At 70.0% G+C, this 19,331-nt stretch carries 9 protein-coding genes; 6 read left to right on the forward strand and 3 right to left on the reverse strand.

The genetic code is table 11. The features are described 5' to 3' along the window. Nucleotides 1-26: 26 nt before the first annotated feature. Together A176_RS12040 and A176_RS12045 are read right to left on the reverse strand one after the other, a co-directional pair. Complete coding sequence (locus tag A176_RS12040) at nucleotides 27-3,458, reverse strand: non-ribosomal peptide synthetase (RefSeq protein WP_002638692.1); 3,432 nt, start codon at nucleotides 3,456-3,458, stop codon at nucleotides 27-29. Further along, nucleotides 3,455-11,692, reverse strand: coding sequence for a hybrid non-ribosomal peptide synthetase/type I polyketide synthase (locus tag A176_RS12045; RefSeq protein WP_044889074.1), 8,238 nt, complete (start codon nucleotides 11,690-11,692; stop codon nucleotides 3,455-3,457). Before A176_RS12045 ends, A176_RS12040 begins: the two co-directional genes overlap by 4 nt. Nucleotides 11,693-11,888: 196 nt before the next feature. Here A176_RS12045 and A176_RS12050 point away from each other — a divergent pair, with 196 nt between their 5' ends. Next, the gene (locus A176_RS12050; RefSeq protein WP_002638690.1) at nucleotides 11,889-12,833 is read left to right on the forward strand and encodes an arginine deiminase family protein; all 945 of its coding nucleotides are present in this window, start codon (nucleotides 11,889-11,891) and stop codon (nucleotides 12,831-12,833) included. 18 nt (nucleotides 12,834-12,851) lie between these two features. On the opposite strand, the gene A176_RS12055 is transcribed toward A176_RS12050, so the two are convergent. Continuing rightward, nucleotides 12,852-13,049, reverse strand: coding sequence for a hypothetical protein (locus tag A176_RS12055; RefSeq protein WP_044889075.1), 198 nt, complete (start codon nucleotides 13,047-13,049; stop codon nucleotides 12,852-12,854). A gap of 67 nt (nucleotides 13,050-13,116) precedes the next feature. Here A176_RS12055 and A176_RS12060 point away from each other — a divergent pair, with 67 nt between their 5' ends. The 5 genes from A176_RS12060 to A176_RS12080 all read left to right on the forward strand — a co-directional run bounded on the left by A176_RS12060 (nucleotide 13,117) and on the right by A176_RS12080 (nucleotide 19,290). Next, a complete protein-coding gene (locus A176_RS12060) occupies nucleotides 13,117-13,719 on the forward strand; it encodes a hypothetical protein (protein WP_002638688.1) in 603 nt (200 codons plus the stop codon). 47 nt (nucleotides 13,720-13,766) lie between these two features. Continuing rightward, nucleotides 13,767-14,279 carry an FHA domain-containing protein gene (locus A176_RS12065; RefSeq protein WP_002638687.1) on the forward strand — a complete coding sequence of 171 codons (513 nt, stop codon included), beginning with the start codon at nucleotides 13,767-13,769 and terminating at the stop codon, nucleotides 14,277-14,279. 61 nt (nucleotides 14,280-14,340) lie between these two features. Beyond that, on the forward strand, nucleotides 14,341-15,624 hold the full coding sequence (locus A176_RS12070) for a Stp1/IreP family PP2C-type Ser/Thr phosphatase (protein ID WP_044889210.1): 1,284 nt from the start codon (nucleotides 14,341-14,343) through the stop codon (nucleotides 15,622-15,624). Nucleotides 15,625-15,723: 99 nt separating this feature from the next. Further along, a complete protein-coding gene (locus tag A176_RS12075; RefSeq protein WP_002638685.1) occupies nucleotides 15,724-16,197 on the forward strand; it encodes a hypothetical protein in 474 nt (157 codons plus the stop codon). Between the two features lie 123 nt (nucleotides 16,198-16,320). Next, the gene (locus A176_RS12080) at nucleotides 16,321-19,290 is read left to right on the forward strand and encodes a carboxypeptidase regulatory-like domain-containing protein (RefSeq protein WP_044889076.1); all 2,970 of its coding nucleotides are present in this window, start codon (nucleotides 16,321-16,323) and stop codon (nucleotides 19,288-19,290) included. Nucleotides 19,291-19,331: the final 41 nt, after the last annotated feature.

The raw sequence follows: 19,331 nt of genomic DNA on the forward strand, positions 1-19,331 counted from the left end.
CGCCGTCTGGACGCGGGCCTGGTGCGCTACGCCTTCTTCGAAGTCGAGTCGGGCAGGTTGAGCTCCGCGTGGGTCGCGGCCTGGACGCGGCGGGCCTGGCGCGGCCGGGCCACCAGCGGAGGCGGCGCGGCGCTCGGTCCGGGCTGCTGGAGCGACTCCAGGTGCTTCGCCAGGGCCTCGAGCGTGGGGTGCTCGAAGAGGACGCGCAGTGACACGTCCACGCGCCACGCCTCCTGGATGCGGGCCACCACCTGGACGGCCTTCATCGACTGGCCTCCCAGGTCGAAGAAGCTGTCGCGCGCGCCCACCTGCTCCACCGCCAGCACGTCGCGCCAGATGGCGGCGAGCTGCGTCTCGGTGGGCGTGCGCGGCGCTTCGTAGGCCGCGGAGGCGCGCGGGTTGGCGGACGGTGCCGGAAGGGCCTTGCGGTCCAGCTTGCCGTTCGCGGTGCGCGGGAAGGTCTCCATCGTCACGAAGTGCGACGGCACCATGTACGCGGGCAGGTGGGACTGGAGGTGCTGGCGAATCGTCAGGGCATCGGGGGCAGGGGCGCCGCGCACATAGGCGACCAGCTCCGCATGGCCCGACACGTCCCAAAGCTTCACGGCGGCTTCCTGGATGCCGGGCACTTGCGCCAGCCGCGCTTCAATCTCGCCCAGCTCGATGCGGAAGCCACGCAGCTTCACTTGTCCGTCGCCGCGGCCCAGGTACTCCAGCGTGCCGTTCGGCAGGGCTCGCACCAGGTCGCCCGTGTTGTAGAGCCGCCCTCCGGACACCTGCCCGAAGGGGTCTGGCACGAAGCGCTCCGCCGTCAGGTCCGGCCGGTGGAGATAGCCTTGCGCGACGCCGCGTCCACCGATGTACAGCGCGCCCGTCACCCCCATGGGAACGGGCTGCAGGGCGTCATCCAGCACGTACACCTGCGTGTTGCCAATGGGCCGGCCCAAGGTGATACGGCCGCCGGCCTCCAGGCGCGTGGTGGTCGACCACACGGTGGTCTCCGTGGGGCCGTACATGTTCCACAGCGAAGCGCTGCGAGCCAGCAGGGGCTCCACGAGGTCCGCCGGGAGGGCTTCCCCGCCGCACAGCACCTTGAGCGTGGGGCTGCCCGTCCATCCGAGCGTCAGCAGCATCCGCCACGTGGAGGGCGTGGCCTGCATCACCGTGGCCTGGCTGTCCGCCAGCGCGCGCATGAGGCGCGTACCGTCAACGGCCGTCTCACGGCTGGCGATGACGACGCCGCCACCCACGCTCAGCGGGAGGAACAGCTCCAGCACGGAGATGTCGAAGGCCACCGTCGTCACGGCGAAGAGCGTGTCCTGCTCCGTGATGCCGGGCGCGCGCTGCATGGACGCCAGGAAGTTGATGACGGCGGAGTGGGGGACGGCCACGCCCTTGGGACGGCCGGTGGAGCCTGACGTGTAGAGCACGTAGGCCACGTGCGAACCGGAGACCTCGGCGCAAGGCGGCGTGGTGGGGGCACTGGAGACGTCGGTCAGCCGCAGTTGCTTCCCCGTGTAGGCGGGCACGAGCGCGGCCAGCCCGGGCTCGGTCAGCAGCAGTGACACGCCGCTGTCGTCCAGGATGTGCGCCAGCCGGTCCGCCGGATACACCGGGTCCAGCGGCACGTATGCGGCGCCCGCCTTCAGGATGCCGAGCATCGCCACGAGCAGCTCCAGCGAGCGCTCCAGGAAGAGCCCCACGCGGTGCCCGGGCTCAATCCCCAACTGCCGCAGGTGATTCGCGACCTGGTTCGCCCGTGCGTTCAGCTCGCCGTACGTCAGCGCCTGCGTTTCGAAGCGCGCGGCGATGGCGTCGGGCCGCCGGGCCGCTTGTGCCTCGACGAGGCCGTGCAGGTTGTCGGACAGGGGGAGGTCGAGCGCGGTGTCATTCCACTCGCGCAGCAGCCGCGTGCGCTCGGGCTCGGTGAGCAGGGGCAACTGGGCCACCGGCTGGGCGGGGTTCTCCGCGACAGCGGTGAGCAGTCGCGCGAAGTGCCCGGCCATCCGCTCGATGGTGGCCGCGTCGAACAGGTCCGTGTTGTACGTCAGCTCGCTGGCGAGCCCGTGGGACGTCTCCGCCATGGAGAGGGACAGGTCGAACTGCGTGGTGCCGCTTTCGAACTCCAACTGCTCCAGCGTGAGCCCCGACAGGGAGAGGACCTCGGACGGGGTGTTCTGGAGCGTGAACAACACCTGGAACAGCGGCGAGTAGCTCGGGTCTCGTGTGGGCTGGAGGGCCTCGACCATCTGCTCGAAGGGCAGCGTCTGGTGGGCGTAGGCGCTCAGCGTGTCCTGCCTCACCCGCGCGAGCAGCTCGGAGAAGGGCCGCGAGCCGTCCACCTGGAGGCGCAGCGGCAGCGTGTTGACGAAGAGGCCGATGAGCGGCTCCGTCTGCGGCACGCGGTTCGCGATGGGCGTCCCGATGACCAGGTCCGACTGCCGACTGGCGCGCGAAAGCAACACGCCGAACGACGCCAGCAGCATCATGAACAGGGTGGATTCGGTTTCACGGCTCCGCTGCTTGAGCCGCGCGGTCAGCTCCGCCGGAAGGGTGAAGCGGTGGGTCGCGCCGAGGAACCGCTGGTTCGCGGGACGGGCTCTGTCCGTGGGCAGCTCCAGCAGCGCCGGAGCCCCCGCGAGGTGCTCGCGCCACCAGGTGAGGCCTGGCTTCTGGGCTTCGCTGCCCACTCGCTCCTGCTGCCAACGCGCGAAGTCGCCGTACTGGAGGGACGGCTCGGGGAGCGGCGAGGCTTCGCCCGTGCTGAACGCCCGGTAGAGCGCCGCCAGCTCGCGGACGAGGACACCCAGCGACCAGCCGTCACACGCGATGTGGTGCAGCGTGAGCAGCAGCACATGCTCGCGCGCGTCCAGGCGGAGCAGGGACAGGCGCAGGGGCAGCTCCATCGCCAGATTGAATGGCCGGCCTGCCTCCTCCGTGGCGCGCCGGCGGACCTCGGCCCGTCGCTCCTCGGCCGGGACGTGGCCCAGGTCGACCTCGGGCATCGAGATGGAAGGCGAGGGAAGGACGCGCTGGAAGGGCTGTCCTTTCTCCTGGCCATACTGGGTGCGGAGGACTTCGTGGCGCCGGACGATTTCGTCCAGGCTCCGTTGGAGCGCCTTCACGTCCAGGTCGCCTTCCAGCCGCAGCGCCGCGGGCATGTTGTAGGCGCCGCTCGGCCCCTGGAACTGCTCCAGGAACCACATGCGCTGCTGGCCGGAGGACAGCGGCAACGCGCCCTCGCGATTCCCGGCGGGGATGACCTCCGCGGCGCCCTGGAGCGACTGGCCCACCTGCTGGAGGAAGGAGACGAGCTCCTCCTTGTGGGACTTCATTTCGCCCAGCAGGTCGGGCGTCATCACGCCCGGGGGTGCGTTGAAGCGAAGCCGCTCGCCTTCCATCCAGAGCCGCACGTCGTGCTTGCGCAGCCGGGTCAGGAGTCCGTCGATGCCGTTCACAGTTCCCCCTCTTCACGGCTCGCGCCGCTGACGTTCGTGTCCTCGGCGGCCTTGGACGCCCACAGCAGGGTGTCCACGTGCTCGGCGAGGCCCGCGATGGTCGTTTGCTTGAACAGCCGGTCCAGCGGCAGCTCCACCTTGAGCGCGTCGCGGAGCCGTGATGCCACCTGCGTGGCGAGCAGCGAATCGCCGCCCAGCTCGAAGAAGTCGTCGTGGATGCCCACGCGTTGCAGCCGCAGGGCCTTCATCCATACGTCCGCCAGCGTCTGCTCGGTGGCCGTGCGGGGCGCGATGAACGGCCGCGTGGGCGCGCTGGACTCCGGGTCGGGCGCGGGCAGGGCCTTGCGGTCGAGCTTCCCACTGGCCGTGAGCGGCAGGGCGTCCAGGAGGACGAAGAAGGCGGGGGCCATGTAGTCCGGCAGCTTCTCCAGCAGGAACTGGCGCAGGTCCGCGGGCGTCACTGCGCCCTGAGAGGACGGCACGACGTAGGCCACCAGCCGCTTGTCATGGCCGGCCAGCGCGCCCGGCTCCTCGCGGACGGTGACGACCACCTCCTGGACCTTCTCGTGCGCGCTCAGCGCGGACTCAATCTCTCCCAGCTCGATGCGGAAGCCGCGCACCTTCACCTGGTGGTCGGTGCGGCCCAGGAACTCCAGCGCGCCTTCTGGCCGGTAGCGCACCAGGTCCCCCGTCCGGTACAGGCGCGCCGCCGGGTCGTCACTGAACGGGTCCGGCACGAAGCGCTGGGCCGTGAGCTCCGGGCGGTTGAGGTAGCCCGCGGCGACCATCGGGCCACCGATGTGCAGCTCGCCCGCGACGCCAATGGGCACCGGCTGGCCGTGGCGGTCCAACACGTAGCAGGGGCGGTTCGCCAGCGGCCGGCCAATGGGGACGCGCGTCGCGCTCCAGCCCTTGGGGATGTCGAACGTGGTGGCGGTGATGAGCGTCTCGGTGGGGCCGTACGCATTGAGCGTCCGCACGGTGCCCAGCGGGCCTTGCTGCCACAGCTCCAGCACCTTCGGCAGCACCGTGTCGCCGCCGATGATGACCAGCCGCAGGTCATGCGCGCCGATGGCCGGCGGTGACTCCGCCCAGCTCTGCGTGAGCTGCTGCCAGTACGCCGTGGGGAAGTTCATCACGGAGAGGCGCTGCTCGACGACGCGGCGGGCCAGCTCCTCGGGCGTCCAGACCTGGTTGCCGCGCAGGACGAGCGTGGCGCCCGTCATGAGCGTGGGCAGCATCTGCTCCAGGGATGCGTCGAAGTTGAACGAGGCGAACTGCAGCACCCGGTCGCGCTCGCTCAGCTCGAAGTGGAGCTGCATATCCTGGAAGTGCACCGCCATCTGCCCGTGGGCGATGACGACGCCCTTGGGCTCGCCCGTGGAGCCCGAGGTGTAGATGACGTACGCGGGGGAGGTCGCCGTCGCGGTGTTGACCGGGTTCTCGGTGGGGCGGCTCGCCAGCGTCACGGCGTCCGTGTCCAGTTGGACGACCTTCGCCGTGTGCAGTGGCAGCCGCTCCGCGAGAGGCTGCTTCGTCACCACCACGCCCACGCGCGCGTCCTCCAGCAGGAAGCGCAGCCGCTCCGGCGGGTGCCCCGGATCCAGCGGGACGTAGGCACCACCGGCCTTGAGGATGGCCAGCAGCGTCACCAGCATCTCCGGTGAACGGTCGATGAAGGCGCCCACCAGGGTTCCGGGTCCGACGCCCAGGCCGCGCAGGTGATGCGCGAGCTGATTCGCCCGCCGGTTGAAGTCCGCGTAGGTGAGGCACTGCCCGTCCAATTCCACCGCGTTCACGCCGGGCCGGGCCGCGGCTTGCTGCTCGATGAACTGGTGGGTGAGCAGGTCCTCTCGGTAGCCCACCTGGTTCTGGTTCCAGGCCAGCAGGACCTTGCGCCGCTCCGCGGGCGTGAGCACCGGCAGGGCGGACACCGGGGCTTCCGGCTGCGCGAGCACGCCCGAGAGCAGCGTGCGGAAGCCCTGGGCCCAGCGGGTCAGCGTCGCTGGCAGGAACAGGTCGGTGTTGTAATCGAAGTCCAGCACCAGCCCGTCGTCCGCGTCGATGACGTTCAGGCTCAAGTCAAAGGCGGAGTAGCGCACCGGCTGCGGCATGAAGCGCGCGCGCAGCCCGCCCATCTGGAGCTGGCCCAGCGGTCGCTCCAGGTTGAACGTGACGCTGACCAGGGGGTTGTGGCTCGTGCTGCGCGGCAGGCCCAGGCGCTTGATGAGCAGCGCGAAGGGGTAGTCCTGATGCTCGTAGGCCTCCCAGAGGACCTGCTTGAGGCCCTGGAGGTGGTCCGTGAAGGTCTGCGTGCCCTGGAGGTGGCTGGCGATGGGCAGCAGGTGCGAGCAATAGCCCACCAGTCCCTCGCTGCCCTCCATGCCCCGGCCCGCGGTGGGGATGCCGACCAGCACATCATCCTGTCCCGTCATGCGATGGAGGAACGAGGTGTAGACGGACAACAGCAGCATGAAGAGCGTGGACTGCTGCTGCGCCGCCGCCTCACGCAGCGCCTGCGTGGTGGCGCGGTCCAGGCGGAGCGTCTCGCGAGCGCCCTGGTAGCTGCGCTGCGCGGGGCGGCCGAGGTCGGTGGGCAGCTCCAACGCGGGCAGTGTCTCCACGCGCCGGCTCAGCCAGAAACGCTCGTGGGACGTCTGGTCCTTGGTGCCGCTCTGCTGTTCCAACCACTGCGCGTATTCGCTCCACTGCAAGGCGGGAGGCAGCGCGGCGGCGGTGCCACCCAGCAGCGCGGTGTACTGCGCGGCGACTTCACGGACGATGACAGCCAGGGACCATCCGTCCACGGCCACGTGATGTGCCGTGAGGACGAAGAGATGTGCCTGCGCGCTCAGCTTCAGCAGATGGACGCGGAACGGGGGCGCCTGGTGCAGGTCGAAAGGCGCGCTGCTCTCCTTCGCGTACCAGTCCGCGAGCCGCTCGGCCTGCTCCTTCTCCGGCAGCGTGGACAGGTCATGCAGCGGCAGCGGCAGCGTGAGGGCCGCAGCGGCCGTCTGCTGTTCTCCAGAGGCGTGGATGTGGAGGCGCAGCGCCTCGTGTCGATCGACGACGTGCTGGACGGCGCGCTGGAGCCGCTCCGCGTCGAGCGTGCCCTCGAGCCGCAGGCTCATCGACAGGTTGTAGGAGATGGAGCCGCCGGGGCTCATCTGCGAGAGGACCCAGAGCTGCCGCTGGGCCTCGGTCGTCGGCACGGTGCGGGCCTCCCCGCGAGTGGGCTCGGGCGAGGAGGGCCGGGGCCAGAAGCCGCCGGCGCGCATGTCGGCGACGGTCTCCGCGACCGAGCGCACGATGGTGTCGAGGTCCTCGTCCGTGTGCGCGGTGGAGAGCATGCACGTGCGCCCCTCCCAGATGTAGATGCCGCGCTGGACCAGGTGGCAGAAGAACAGGTCCATCTCCAGCGACTGGTACAGGTAGCTGAAGTTGCCGGCGGCCGAGAAGCGCAGCACCGAGCCGCAGTGGACGACCTCGATGGGCGCGTGCTCGCGCTGGAACACGTCGTTGATGCGCGCGGCCAGTCCCGCGGCCCGGCGGCCCAACTCTTCCTGCAGCGCGGGGCCCTGGTCCTTGAGGTGGCTCAGCGTGGCCACCGTGGTCGCCATGGTCAGCGGGTGCTTGCAGAACGTGCCCGCGGAGAAGGTCGTCTCGACGGCCGGGTAGGACGCGTCGCCGTAGTTCCAGTCACCCCCGTCGATGCGGTCCACGAAGCCGCCACGGTCCGCGACGGCGCCAATGGCCATGCCGCCACCCAGCACCTTGCCGTAGGTCACCAGGTCCGCCTCGATGCCGTACCAGGCCTGCGCGCCGCCAGGGTGCAGACGGAAGCCGGTGATGACCTCGTCGAAGATGAGCGGCACGCCCGCTTCGCGCGTCATCGTCCGCAGCGCCTGGAGGAAGGCCCGAGGCTGGAGGTTGGGGCGGCGGCTCTGGATGGGCTCGACGAGGACGCCCGCCAGTTCGTGCAGGTGCTCGCGGATGAGCTCCAGCGAGCGGTCCTCTCCGTAGGGGAGCACGAGGACGTCCTCGACCACCTTCGACGTCACACCCGCCGCCATCGGCAGCGACTGCGGCTGGCCGTCGACCATGCGCCCCACCACGAGCGTCCCGTCCGAGTGCCCGTGGTAGGAGCCGGTGAACATCACGATTTTCGAGCGGCCCGTGGCGGCGCGCGCCAGCCGCAGCGCCGTCATCACCGCCTCCGTGCCGGAGTTGCAGAAGGTGACGCGCTTCATGCCCGTCAGCTCGCAAACCAGCTCGGCGGCCCGTCCACCCAGGTCCGACTGGGGGCCCAGCTCCATGCCCTCCGCCAGGCGCTGTTGCAGCGCCTCCATGATGAAGGGCGGGTTGTGCCCGAAGAGGTGCACGCCGAAGCCCATGGAGAAGTCGATGTACTCGTTGCCGTCGACGTCCCAGATGCGCGAGCCCTTCGAGCGCGCGCTGACGATGGGGTAGCAGACCTCCTTCAGCTCGGGCCGGAAGTTCATCAACCAGCGCACGTCGCTCCACTTCGCGCGGTAGCGGATGGCCGCTTCCTTGGACTGCTTCGTGCGGCCTGTGTGCCGCGCGATGAGCGCGTCGATGTGCCGCTGCTGCGCCACGGGGAGCGCGCGCTCGGGAACGCCGGACTTCGGTCCCGCGCCGAACGGCGACGCGCCCCCCGCCTTCGCTGGTGCGCCGGGCGCCGCCTTGACCACGGGCGCCTCGGGAGCGGGGAGCACGGGCGCCACCGCGGGACGGCCGCCCAGGAGCGCGAGCTGCTGCGCCATCAACTGGAGCTGCTGCTGGATGAGCTGCTCGATGGCCCCGCCCGGCTGGGCGATGACGGTGGTCGCCGGGGCCGTGACGGCCAGGGCGGGAAGGTTCGAGGCCATCACCGGCGCGGGCTGCTGCTGCCGGGTGGGCGCACTGTCCACGGTGACGTGCGCGGGCAGTGTCTGGTCCAGGTACGCCGCGAGGGCGTCCATCGACGTCAGCTCCTCGAAGAGCTGGCGGATGGCCAGCTTGACGCCAAAGCGCTTCTCCACGTTGCGGATGGCGTCCATCAACACGAGCGAGTCCGCGCCCATCTCCAGGAAGGACATCCGCGCGTCGAGCTTCTCGGGCGGCGCCTGGAGCAGCAGGGCAATCACCGTTCGGATTTCAGCGAGGATGCGCTCCTTGCGTGACAGAACGGGCGCTGCGACGGAGGTCTGGGTCATCATCGTCGGAGTGGGGGCAGGAGAGGGGAGCGCCGAGTCCAGCAAGTACCTCTGACGCTCGAACGGGTAGGTGGGCAGCGCGACGCGCCGTCTTGCGTGCGCACCTTCCAAAGCGTTCCAGGAAACGGAGATGCCGCGCGTATGCAGCCCGCCGACGCTGCTGAGCAGCGTCTCCCAGGCGTCGTGCTGGCGGCGAAGACTGGGCAACCACAGGCTCGTGTCGCCGGGGACGCAGCGCCGGGCCATGTTCAGCAACGTGTCGTGCGGCCCCAGTTCGATGAAGAGCGCGGGGCCGGTTCGCGTCAGTGTCTGGACGCTCTTGAGGAACTGCACAGGCGCGCGCGCGTGCCGACGCCAGTAGTCGGCGTCCGGTGCCTGGTGCCGTTGCTCGCCGGTGAGGTTGGAGATGAGCGGGATGCGCGGCGCGTGGGACGGCAGCATGCGCGCGATCTGCTCGAAGCCATCGAGCATCGGCTCCAGCAGGGGCGAGTGGAACGCGTGCGAGACGGTGAGCGGCCTCGATTCCACACCGCGGGATTGGAGCGCCGTGGTGATGCGCTGCACCGCCTCCCGTTCGCCGGAGATGACGACGTGCCGAGGGCCGTTGATGGCGGCGATGTCCACTTGCGGCTCGCCGCGCAGCGCTTCCCGCACGGTCGGCTCGTCCTCCATGACGGCCGCCATGGCGCCGTTCTGGGGAAGCGCCTGGATGAGCCGGCTGCGCGTCGCGAGCAAGCCCAGGGCTTCCTCCAGCCCGAGCGCGCCCGCGGTGTGCGCCGCGGTGAACTCTCCGACGCTGTGGCCCATCACCGCGTCGGGGGTGATGCCCCAGGAACGCCACAGCTCCGTCAGCGCGTGTCCCAGCGCGAACAGCGCCGGCTGGGTGTAGCGCGTCTGGTGGATGAGCGAGGCATTCGCGTCCGTCGACGGGAAGAGGACCGACAGCAGCGGGACGTCGAGGTGGGGGCGAAGCAGGGCGTCGCAGTGCTCCAGCGCCTCGCGGAAGACGGGGGCGCTGTCGAAGAGCTGCCGCCCCATGCCCGGGTACTGAGTGCCCTGGCCAGGGTACAGAAAGATGATTCGCGGCGCGGTGCTGCGCTGGACCTCTCCGTGGTTCACGCCGGCACCGGAGCGCCCCTGCGAGAAGTCCTCCAGTCGCGTGGCCAGCTCAGCGCGGGTCCCCGCGGTGATGGCGAGCCGGTGCGGCCACGTGTTGCGCCCGGTGTTCGCGGTGAAGCAGGCGTCCGCCAACTCCGGCGCATCCGGCCGCGCGAGGTGCTCCTGGTACTGCCGCGCCATGACGCGCAGGGCCGCCTCGCTCCGTGCGGACAGCGTCAGGACGTGGCTGCCTCGCTCGGGCGGAGTCGGCGTGGCCGCGGGGCGCGGCGGCGCCTCACCCAGGATGACGTGCGCGTTGGTGCCGCCGAAGCCAAAGGCGCTCACGCCCGCGAGGCGTGTGCCCGGCGCCTGCGGCCAGGGCTGGGACGAGGTTGGAATCTGGAAGCGCTCCGCGTCCAATGCGATGTGCGGGTTGAGCTCGCGCAGGTGGATTTGCGGGGGCACTTCGCCGTGGCCCAGGGCCAGCACCGTCTTCATCAGCCCCGCGATGCCCGCCGCCGCTTCCAGGTGGCCAATGTTGCTCTTCGCCGACCCGATGAGGCAGCGCTGGCCAGGGGCGCGGCCGGAAGACAGCACGGCCTTCAGCGCGGACACTTCAATGGGGTCGCCCAGCGGCGTGCCGGTGCCATGGGCTTCGACGTAGCCAAGCTGCTCGGGCTTCAGCCGCGCCTGGCGCAGCGCCTGCTGGATGACGTCCTGTTGCGCAGAACCACTGGGCGCCGTGAGTCCATTGCTGAGCCCGTCATGATTCACCGCCGAGCCGCGGATGACGGCGAGGATGGGCGCCCCCGAGGCCAGCGCATCGGACAGTCGCTGGAGCACGATGATGCCGCACCCCTCGGAGCGCACGTAGCCATCCGCGGAGGCGTCGAACGTCTTGCAGCGTCCGTCCGCCGCCATCATCCCCGCTTGCGAGAAGGCGATGGTCAGCTCGGGCGACAGGATGAGATTGACGCCGCCCGCGAGCGCCAGGTCGCACTCGCGGCCACGGAGGCTCTGACACGCGAGGTGCACGGCGACGAGCGACGACGAGCACGCCGTGTCCACGGCCATGCTGGGACCGCGGAGGCCCAGCACATACGACAGGCGGTTGGCCGCGATGCTGTGCGCGTTGCCAGTGCCCGCGTAGGCGTCCAGCAGGGCGCGGTTTCCGAACTGCCGCTGGGCGTAGTCGCTGGTGCTGATGCCGACGAAGACACCCGTGCGGCTGCCCTGCAGCGACGACGGCGCCTGTCCCGCGCGCTCCAACGCCTCCCACGCCACCTCGAGCAGCAGGCGCTGCTGCGGATCCATCCGCACGGCCTCGCGAGGGGAGATGCCGAAGAAGAGCGGGTCGAACGCGTCGACGTCGTCGAGGAACCCGCCCCATCGCGTGTTCATCGTCGCGGGCGTGGAGGCGTCCGGTGAGTAGACGCTCGACACGTCCCAGCGGCTCGCGGGGACTTCGGTGATGGCATCGCCGCCGCGCTGGAGCAGGGACCAGAAGGCCTCGGGCGAAGGTGCACCTGGAAACCTGCAGCCCAGGGCCGTCACCGCGATGACGTCGTCGTGCGCCTCGGTGACGGCGGGCCCGAGTGCGGGGCTCGGTGCGGGTGTTTCAGCGCGGCCAAGCGCTTCACTGAGCGTGCCGATGTTGGGGTGTTCCCAGACGATGGTGGGTGACACGTCGTGTCCCAGCCAGTCCGCGAGCTCGCCCGACAGGAAAACCGCGTCTTTCGACGTCAGCCCGTAACGAACGAACGGTTGTTGCGGGTCGACTTCGTTCAGTTCGAGCCCTGCCGCCTTCGCCACGTAATCCCGCAACCACACTGCGATTTCGTCGCGGCTCCGGGCACCAGGCGCACCTGAAATCCGAGGGGAATCCACAGGGGCCTGCAAGACACCGGGAGATGGTTTCATGGAAACTGAAGGAACAGAGGTGTAACCAAGTAGATCGGGATTATTATGAAATTGTCATGAAGACGACTAGTGCAGAAGGTGTTTAAGGGTAAACTTCTGGTGCCAGCGCTCGAAACGGGTGGGGGCACGGGGTGTGTGGGGACTTGGGACGAAGGTGTCCGGGCCGACTCCCTGCTGTGACGACAGGTGGTCTCAGATGGCGTTCAGCGAGTTCGAGTGCTGGTCGGAGTCAGGCCAGTTGGATTGCGTCGCGGTGTTCCGCCCCGCCGCTTTGGACGTCACCTCCGCCGAGGAGGCCGCGGCCGTGGGTTTCAACCGGCCCGTCACGCGCTCCGAGGCGGAGGATGCCTTCGGACGGCTGCGCGACGCGCTGGTCCGCCAGGGCTGCCAGGCGATTGATTTGTGGGAGTTGTTGCCCGCACCGGAGCGCGCGGTGAGCGACACCACGGTGAACCGGGTGTTCGTGCGGGATACGGCGGCGGTGCTCGGGCGTCAGCTCGTGACGGGCACCGCGGCCTTCCCCGTGCGGCTGGCGGAGTTCGACGTGGCGCACCGAGCGCTGTCGCAGCTCCAGCCGCCGCGTCCGGATGACGAGCCCGCGTCCTCCGCGCGCATCGAGTTCGGAGACGTCTTCGTGCTCGACGGCGAGCGGCTGCTCGTCAACGTGGGACTGCGCAGCGACGCAAAGGCGCTATCGCCGTTCCTGGAACTGGCGTGGCGCTCGGGCTTCCGCGAGGCCGCGGTGGTGCGCATCCCCGAAAGCCTGGGCATCATCCACCTGGACCTGGCCTTCAACGTGTTGGGCCCGCACGCCGTGGTGGCGCGCGCCTTCCTGCGGCACACGCCCATCCAGGTGTTCCAACAAGGCCGCGCTCCGCACTGGGAGCCGTTCGACGGCTACTTCGCGCAGCGGGGACGCCGCGTCATTCCCTTCGAGCCGAGCGGCGCGCAGGGCTTCCTGTCCAACTTCATCTACGTGGGGCCGGACTTGATTCTGGCCTCGGAGAGCGCCGCGCCAGGCCTGCGCCCGCTGGCGAAGGCGTGCGGCATCGAGGTGGACAGCGTGGACATCGAGGCGCTGGAGCGGGGCAACGGCAGCGTGCGGTGCCTCACCATGCCTCTGCGGCGGCGCCCGGCGTAGCGCGGCGCCGTCGGGTGCTCAGGAAGGCCGGTTGGCGGGGGCGGGGGCCGCGTCATCGCGCTCGTAGTAGAGGCTCGCGCAACCCTTCTCGTAGACCACGAGCACACGGTCATTCTCCTCCAGAAGATTGGAGGCCTTCTCCGTGGCTTTGCGGACGAGTACGTCGAACTTTCCCGGGCGCTGTTTGTTTCCGGCCCGGACGGTCACGACTGGCATGCGCTGTGTCATAGCGAAACGAACAGTCCGTTGACAAGCGGGCCGTGGCATGGCGGGAAGTGGTCCCATGCACCGCAAGCTCCCCGTTTTGCTGGTTGTCGTCCTGGGTCTGGCTTCTTCCGCGAGCGCGCAGTCGACGCGGCCTCCGGAGCACCGCTCGCCCACGCCCGCCTGGGCGCCGCGTGGCGTGCTGCTGGGCGCCAGCCTCCAGGACGGCGTGTTGTCCCCGACGGCGAAGGTCCAGTGGCAGTTCACCTTCTACCAGGACCGCAAGGACGCCATGGCGCTCCTGCTGGAAGGCAGCGCTTCGTGGGGTGTTGCGTTCCCGTCTCCCGCGGCCGACAAGCCGCAGAACGCGGTGAACCGGTTCTACCAGTACAGCCCCCAGCTTGGCGTGGGCTACCGCAACCATCTGCCCGGCCAGGTGCACTGGGGCTTCCAGGTGACGGGCGGTCCCATCTTCTACGGCGCTGACTTCAACGGTGGGGCGGAGCCGGACCGGCGCGTCGCGGGCATCATCGAGGGCCGCATCCACCTGGGCTACCAGTTCGGCGCGGTCGCGGGCGGGCTCGCGGTGGGGTACGCGGAGGTTTTTGGCTACAGGCGCCGCAGTCTTGGCCGGTTCTTCGTCGGTGGCCCGATGGTCGGGTTGTTCATGGATTGGCGCTAGGGTTTGCGTAGAGTGCGGCCTGGGAGCACCCTGTCCGCACGCTACGTATGTCCGAGCCGCTCAGCGCCCACGTCTCACGGTATCTCCGCAATCGAGAAGCCTTCGAGCGGAACCTCCCGTCCGCGTTGCTCGTCTTCACTCCGGCGTCGGAGGTCGCGGGTGGCGAGGAGTCGGAGGAGTACCGCCTCAAGACGGTGACGAATGCCGGGGCCCCCACGCTGGGGGCGAACGGGCCGTTGGTGTTTCCCGTCGTGAAATCACGTCCCAACGCCTTCGCGCGGGGTATCACCGTGGGGCGGACGGGCAATAACGACGTGGTGTTGGACGACGGGAGTGTCTCCCGTTTCCACGCTTGGTTCAGCCGGGAAGAAGGGCAGGCCGGATTCTTGCTGACGGACGCCGGCTCCAAGAACGGCTCCTGGGCGGGTGGGGTCCGGCTTGTCCCACGGCGGGCCGTCCCGGTGGCGGATGGGGCCCGGCTCCGCTTCGGTCAGGTGGAGGTCGGCTTCTACACGGCCAGCGGTTTTATGCGGATGCTGGCCGTGAGGATGTCTCCCTGAGCCTTGCCACGTCTTCGTGGGCCTGCGTAACGTGCGGAGTCGCCCTCTGTCACACATGGGAGTGTTCGCGGTGGCCTTGACCACAGAAGCTTTTGGACTGACCGACGTCGGCCGCAGGCGGCAGCACAATGAAGACGCGATGTTGGTGGACGCGTCGCTCGGGCTCTACGTGGTCGCGGACGGAATGGGCGGGCACGCGGCCGGCGAGGTCGCGAGCAATCGCGCCACGGAGGTCGTCAAGCAGCACATCTCCTCCAACCGCCACCTGCTGAAGGATTTGGGCAACAACCCGACGCCGGACAGCCGCTCCGCCGCGGCGGCGCTCATCGAAGTCGCGGTCCAACGCGCGTGCGCGGACATCTACCGGACGGCGATGTCGGACGCGACCAAGCGCGGCATGGGCACCACGTTCGTGTGCCTCGCGGTGGGCGGCAACAAGGGCGTCATTGGCCACGTGGGTGACAGCCGCGTCTACCTGGTGCGGCATGGCCAGTGTCACCGGCTGACCGAGGACCACACCCTGGTGGCCGCGCAGCTCAAGGCCGGCACGATTACCAAGGACCAGGCCGCCACCTCGCAGTACCGCAACGTGATTACGCGCGCGGTGGGCATCCAGGAGTCCGTCCAGGTCGACACGCTCATCGTGGACCTGGTGCCCGGCGACATGTTCATCCTCTGCTCGGACGGCCTGCACGGCTACGTCGAGGACGAGGAGGTCCTGTCGGTCATCGCGGGCATCGCGCCGGCGGACCTGCCCAAGCGCTTCATCGACATCGCCAACGAGCGCGGCGGCAAGGACAACATCACCGCGGTGGTGGTGAAGGTCGCAGGCGAGGGCGCGTCCGTCAGCGAGGAGTCGAGCGAGGCGCAGTCGCGCATGGAGGCGCTGCGCAAGATTCCGCTCTTCCGCCACCTCACGTACAAGGAGCAGACGGCGGTGTTGTCCATCGCCACCACGCGCACGTATCCCGCGGGCCGCGAAATCGTGGTGGAGGGGCAGCCGGGCGAGGAGCTCTTCGTCGTCATCCGGGGCCGGGTCGCCATCGAGAAGAACGGCGTGGAGATCGCCGAGCTCCGCGCGGGCGGTCACTTTGGAGAGATGGGCCTCATCGACAACGCGCCGCGCTCGGCGACGGTGCGGGCCACGGAGCCCACGCGCACCATGGTCATCTCCCGGCCCGACCTGATGGGGCTGATGAAGCGCGAGTCCATCCTCGCGGTGAAGATGCTCTGGAGCTTCGTGCAGGTGCTCAGTGACCGGCTGCGCGCCACCAACTCCGAGCTGAGCGAGGCCCGGCAGGAACTGGCGGTGGCGCAAGCCATCGCGCCCTTCGCCGAGGAGTAGGAGAAAGGAACCGCCATGGCCCCCCGTCGCCCGCGTCCCCTGTCCGAATCACGTCAGACCTCCCAGGTACGGTCTCGCCGTACCGTGGCGGGAGGGCGCATGGCGAGGGCGGTGGGCGGCGACGTGGTGTTGAAGTTCCTGGGCGAGGTGACCGAGCTGCGTCACGAGCTGAGGGCGACGCAGGGGGATGTCGAAGGCATCCTGGTCAGCATGGGCGTCATGCGGTCGAGCATGGGGCTGATGCGCTCGAACATGGCCGTCATGCACACGAACATGACCGTGATGCATTCGAACATGGAGGCCATGATGACGAACATGGCCTCCATGGCATCGAACATCGGAGCCGTGTCGTCGAACATCGAGTCGGTGTCATCGACCATGGAGACGATGATGACGACCATGGAGACCATGTCGGAAGGACTGAGCGCCATGGCCGGGCGGATGAACCGGATGGACGCTCACGCGGGGCGCCTGGCGCGGCTGGTGGGGTCCGTCGCGGACTCGACCCAGGCGCGCTTCGAGCAGGTCGAGAAGCGGCTGGACGACCTCGAAGACAAGGCGTCGCGCGAGTAGGCCGCGGCGCCTGGCCGCCTGCCTGGAGCCGTCGGAGGTCCGGGAGCGGACGCGACTGGAATTTCCGGGGGAATCGGCCGTTCGGGGGCTTCGGCCTCGGGCTAAGGTCCGCGCCGCGTGCGCATGCGCAAATGGACAGTCATAGGCGTATTGGCGGCCCTGCTGGTGGCGGGGGTGGTGTGGCTATGGCTCGGCGCGGGTTCGACGCCGGGTGGGCCGGAGACCCACGCTGTCACCGCCAGGGCGCTGCCTGACTTCTCCGCGGTGGACGTTTCGTCCTCCGACGGAGAGGGGCTCTCGCTCACGGGCCGGGTCCTCGATGCGTCGGGCCGGCCGGTTTCGGGGGCCGAGGTCTTCCTGGCCGCCAGCGCCGAACGGACGCTGCTCGGTTTGCGCTGCGACGAATGTGGCCAGGCGCTGCTGTCCTGTCCGGCGCGCGAGACGGCGCTGCACGCGCTGGCGTTCTTCGAACAGCAGCAGGGCTTTCTGACGCCGCGGGCCACCGTCTCCACGGACGCGGACGGGCGCTTCCGCTTCGAGCGCCTCGCGGGCGTGTCCTTCAATGTCTGGGCCCGCGCTCCGGGCCTGGGCGTCGCGCTGCGGGAGCGGGCGGCGCCAGGAGACCCGGTGGAGCTGTACCTGCCACCGCTGCGCAGCATTCGAGGGCAGGTGGTGGACGAGGCCGGGCGCCCCCTGGGCGGCGCTCGCGTCCACGTGATGTCGCGTCGGATTCCGCTGCCCTTCGAGACCACGAGCGGGCCGGATGGCGTGTTCAACCTGTCGGGGCTGGGGGAAGGGCCGTTCTACGTGCTGGCCACGTCGGAGGGCTATCTGCCCGCGGTGGAGCCCCAGGTGGAGGCCGGTCCTCAGCCCGTGCGCCTGCGGCTGACTCCGGCGCGCACGCTGGAGGTGCGCGTCACCCGCGATGGTGCGCCCGCGTCCGCGATGGTGCGCCTGCGCGCGGACCACCTGTCGCGCGAGCTGCGCACGGACGGCGCGCCGCTGCACTTCACGGGCTTGTACCCGGATTCGCTGGTGGTGACGGCCGAGGCGAAGAACCTGGCGTCCGTGCCGCGCACCGTGGTGCTGGAGGACTCGGTCACCCGCGTCACGCTGGAGTTGGAGGAGGCGGGCACGCTCCTCGTCACGGTGGTGGACGAGGACGGTCAGCCGGTGCCGGAGCCCGAGCTGCAACTGCGCATGCCGGCGGGCGAGCTCATCCGCGGTGAGCGCGGCGGCACGGGCGCGCTGATGACGTTCGGGCCGCTCGCGGTGGGCGACTACGTGCTCGCGGGGCGCGCGGAGGGCTTCCGGGATACGCAGCTTCCCGCGCGCGTGAAGCCGGGCGAGACGCAGCTCGAGCTGGAGATGGAGCGCGCCACGGTCATCAGCGGCCAGGTGCTGGACGTGTATGGCCGGCCCGCGCCGGGCGTGTCCGTGCTGGTCCAGCCCACCGGCGCCTCCGTGATTGCGGATGGAGAAGGCCGCTTCACGGCGCCGGTGCCCACGCCCGGATTGTACGAACTGCACGCGCACCATTCGGAGTGGGGCGGTGGCCAGCTTCCGGTGACGGCGCCCGCCACCGGTGTGGAGCTGGCGCTGGAGCCTCGGGCCTCCGTGGAGGTGACGGTGTCCGCCGAGGGCCGGCGCGTGGAAGGCGCGGACGTGGTGTTGTGGGTGGAGCAGGAAGGCATCTTCCGCAGCGACCGGCCGTCTGGCTCGGACGGCATGGTTCCCATGCGGGGCATGCCCGCGGGCACGTATTCGATGATGGCCTCGCATCCGGACTACCAGCCGTCGGAGCGCAGGGAGGTGACGCTGGCGGACGGGCAGACGCTGAAGCTGGAGGCGGAGCTGAAGCCCGGGGCACCGCTGAGCGGTGAGGTGGTGGACGGCCAGAACGCGCCGGTGGCGGGTGCCACGCTGGTGGTGGTGCCGCGGGGCGCGGACCCGGTGCAGTCCGACGCCAGCGGCCGTTTCGAGTTCCGCTCGCTGCGCCCGGGCCGGGGCTACCGCCTGGAGGTCCGGCATACGGGGTACGACCAGGTGGAGCGCGCCGAGGGCACGGCGGGGGGCCCCCCGGTCCGCGTGGTGCTCAAGAAGCGCGACGTCTTCCGGGGCCGGGTCGTCGGCGATGACGGCGCGCCCGTGCGGCGCTTCCGCGTGGACGAGCACGACGTGAATGCCCCGGATGGCCGGTTCGAGCTCCCACTGCCCTCCGCTGGAGGCCGCGTCATCGCCTCGGTGGATGCGACGGGCTACGAGCCGCTGATGGTGGACAAGCCCGCCTCTCCAGACCTGGGCGACCTGGTGTTGGAGAAGCTGCCCAGCGTCTCGGGGAGGGTGATCAACGAGGGGGGCGGTCCCGTTCCGGATGCCGTGGTGACGTGCGACGTCTGTGATGGCTCCGTGCTCTCCGGACCGGATGGGAGCTTCACCCTTGCCAGTCCGCCCTATGTGACGCGCTATTCGGTCTCCGCCCGGAAGGGCCGGCTGAGCGCCTCGCAGAGCCTGGAGCGCGACGCCCGCGGGCCCGTGGAGCTGAAGCTGCGGCAGGCGACGCGCCTGAGCGGCAAGGTGTACCGCCAGGATGGCAGCCCCGCGGCGGGCTTCGAGGTCGAGGCCGTCAACGCGGACCGCAGCGAGACGCTCTCCATCGTCACCGGACCGGACGGCGGCTACAGCGTGGAGGTGTCGCCGGGCAACTACCGCTTCGCGTTGGGCGCGCAGCGGGAGTTCTCCGGCGAGCCCGCGCTGGTGGTGCAGGTGGGCGGTTCGGACATGCACCTGGACCTGGGGCCTGGACCGGGCAGCGCGTCGCTCACCGTTCAGTTGAAGCCGGAGCGCGGACGGGCCCTGTGGGTGGTGGCGGGCGAGCTGGGCGCGGTGGGCAACCCGCCGTCCGTGGCGTTGATGCGCTCGCGGTGGGCGCAGCTCGTCTACCAGCCTCGGACGGAGCAGGTCCGGCTCAGCGGCCTGTCTCCTGGGCGCTACACCCTGGTGTGGGGGAACTTCCACGTGGAGACGCCGGAGGGGCCGGAGGTGCGCGTCGTGGACGTGCCCGCGAGCAGCGAAGTGCTGATGGGCCGCTGAAGGGCCCGGGATGGTTGCGAGCCCACGGTCGTGCGCATTAG

The organism is Myxococcus hansupus (assembly GCF_000280925.3).
Taxonomy (GTDB): Bacteria; Myxococcota; Myxococcia; order Myxococcales; family Myxococcaceae; genus Myxococcus; species Myxococcus hansupus.

What these genes read in the sequence shown, in the direction of transcription:
- A176_RS12045 (WP_044889074.1), bottom strand. Translation starts at nt 11,692, where the DNA reads ATGAAACCATCTCCCGGTGTCTTGCAGGCCCCTGTGGATTCCCCTCGG.
- A176_RS12050 (WP_002638690.1), top strand. Translation starts at nt 11,889, where the DNA reads ATGGCGTTCAGCGAGTTCGAGTGCTGGTCGGAGTCAGGCCAGTTGGAT.
- A176_RS12055 (WP_044889075.1), bottom strand. Translation starts at nt 13,049, where the DNA reads ATGCCAGTCGTGACCGTCCGGGCCGGAAACAAACAGCGCCCGGGAAAG.
- A176_RS12060 (WP_002638688.1), top strand. Translation starts at nt 13,117, where the DNA reads ATGCACCGCAAGCTCCCCGTTTTGCTGGTTGTCGTCCTGGGTCTGGCT.
- A176_RS12065 (WP_002638687.1), top strand. Translation starts at nt 13,767, where the DNA reads ATGTCCGAGCCGCTCAGCGCCCACGTCTCACGGTATCTCCGCAATCGA.
- A176_RS12075 (WP_002638685.1), top strand. Translation starts at nt 15,724, where the DNA reads ATGGCGAGGGCGGTGGGCGGCGACGTGGTGTTGAAGTTCCTGGGCGAG.
- A176_RS12080 (WP_044889076.1), top strand. Translation starts at nt 16,321, where the DNA reads ATGCGCAAATGGACAGTCATAGGCGTATTGGCGGCCCTGCTGGTGGCG.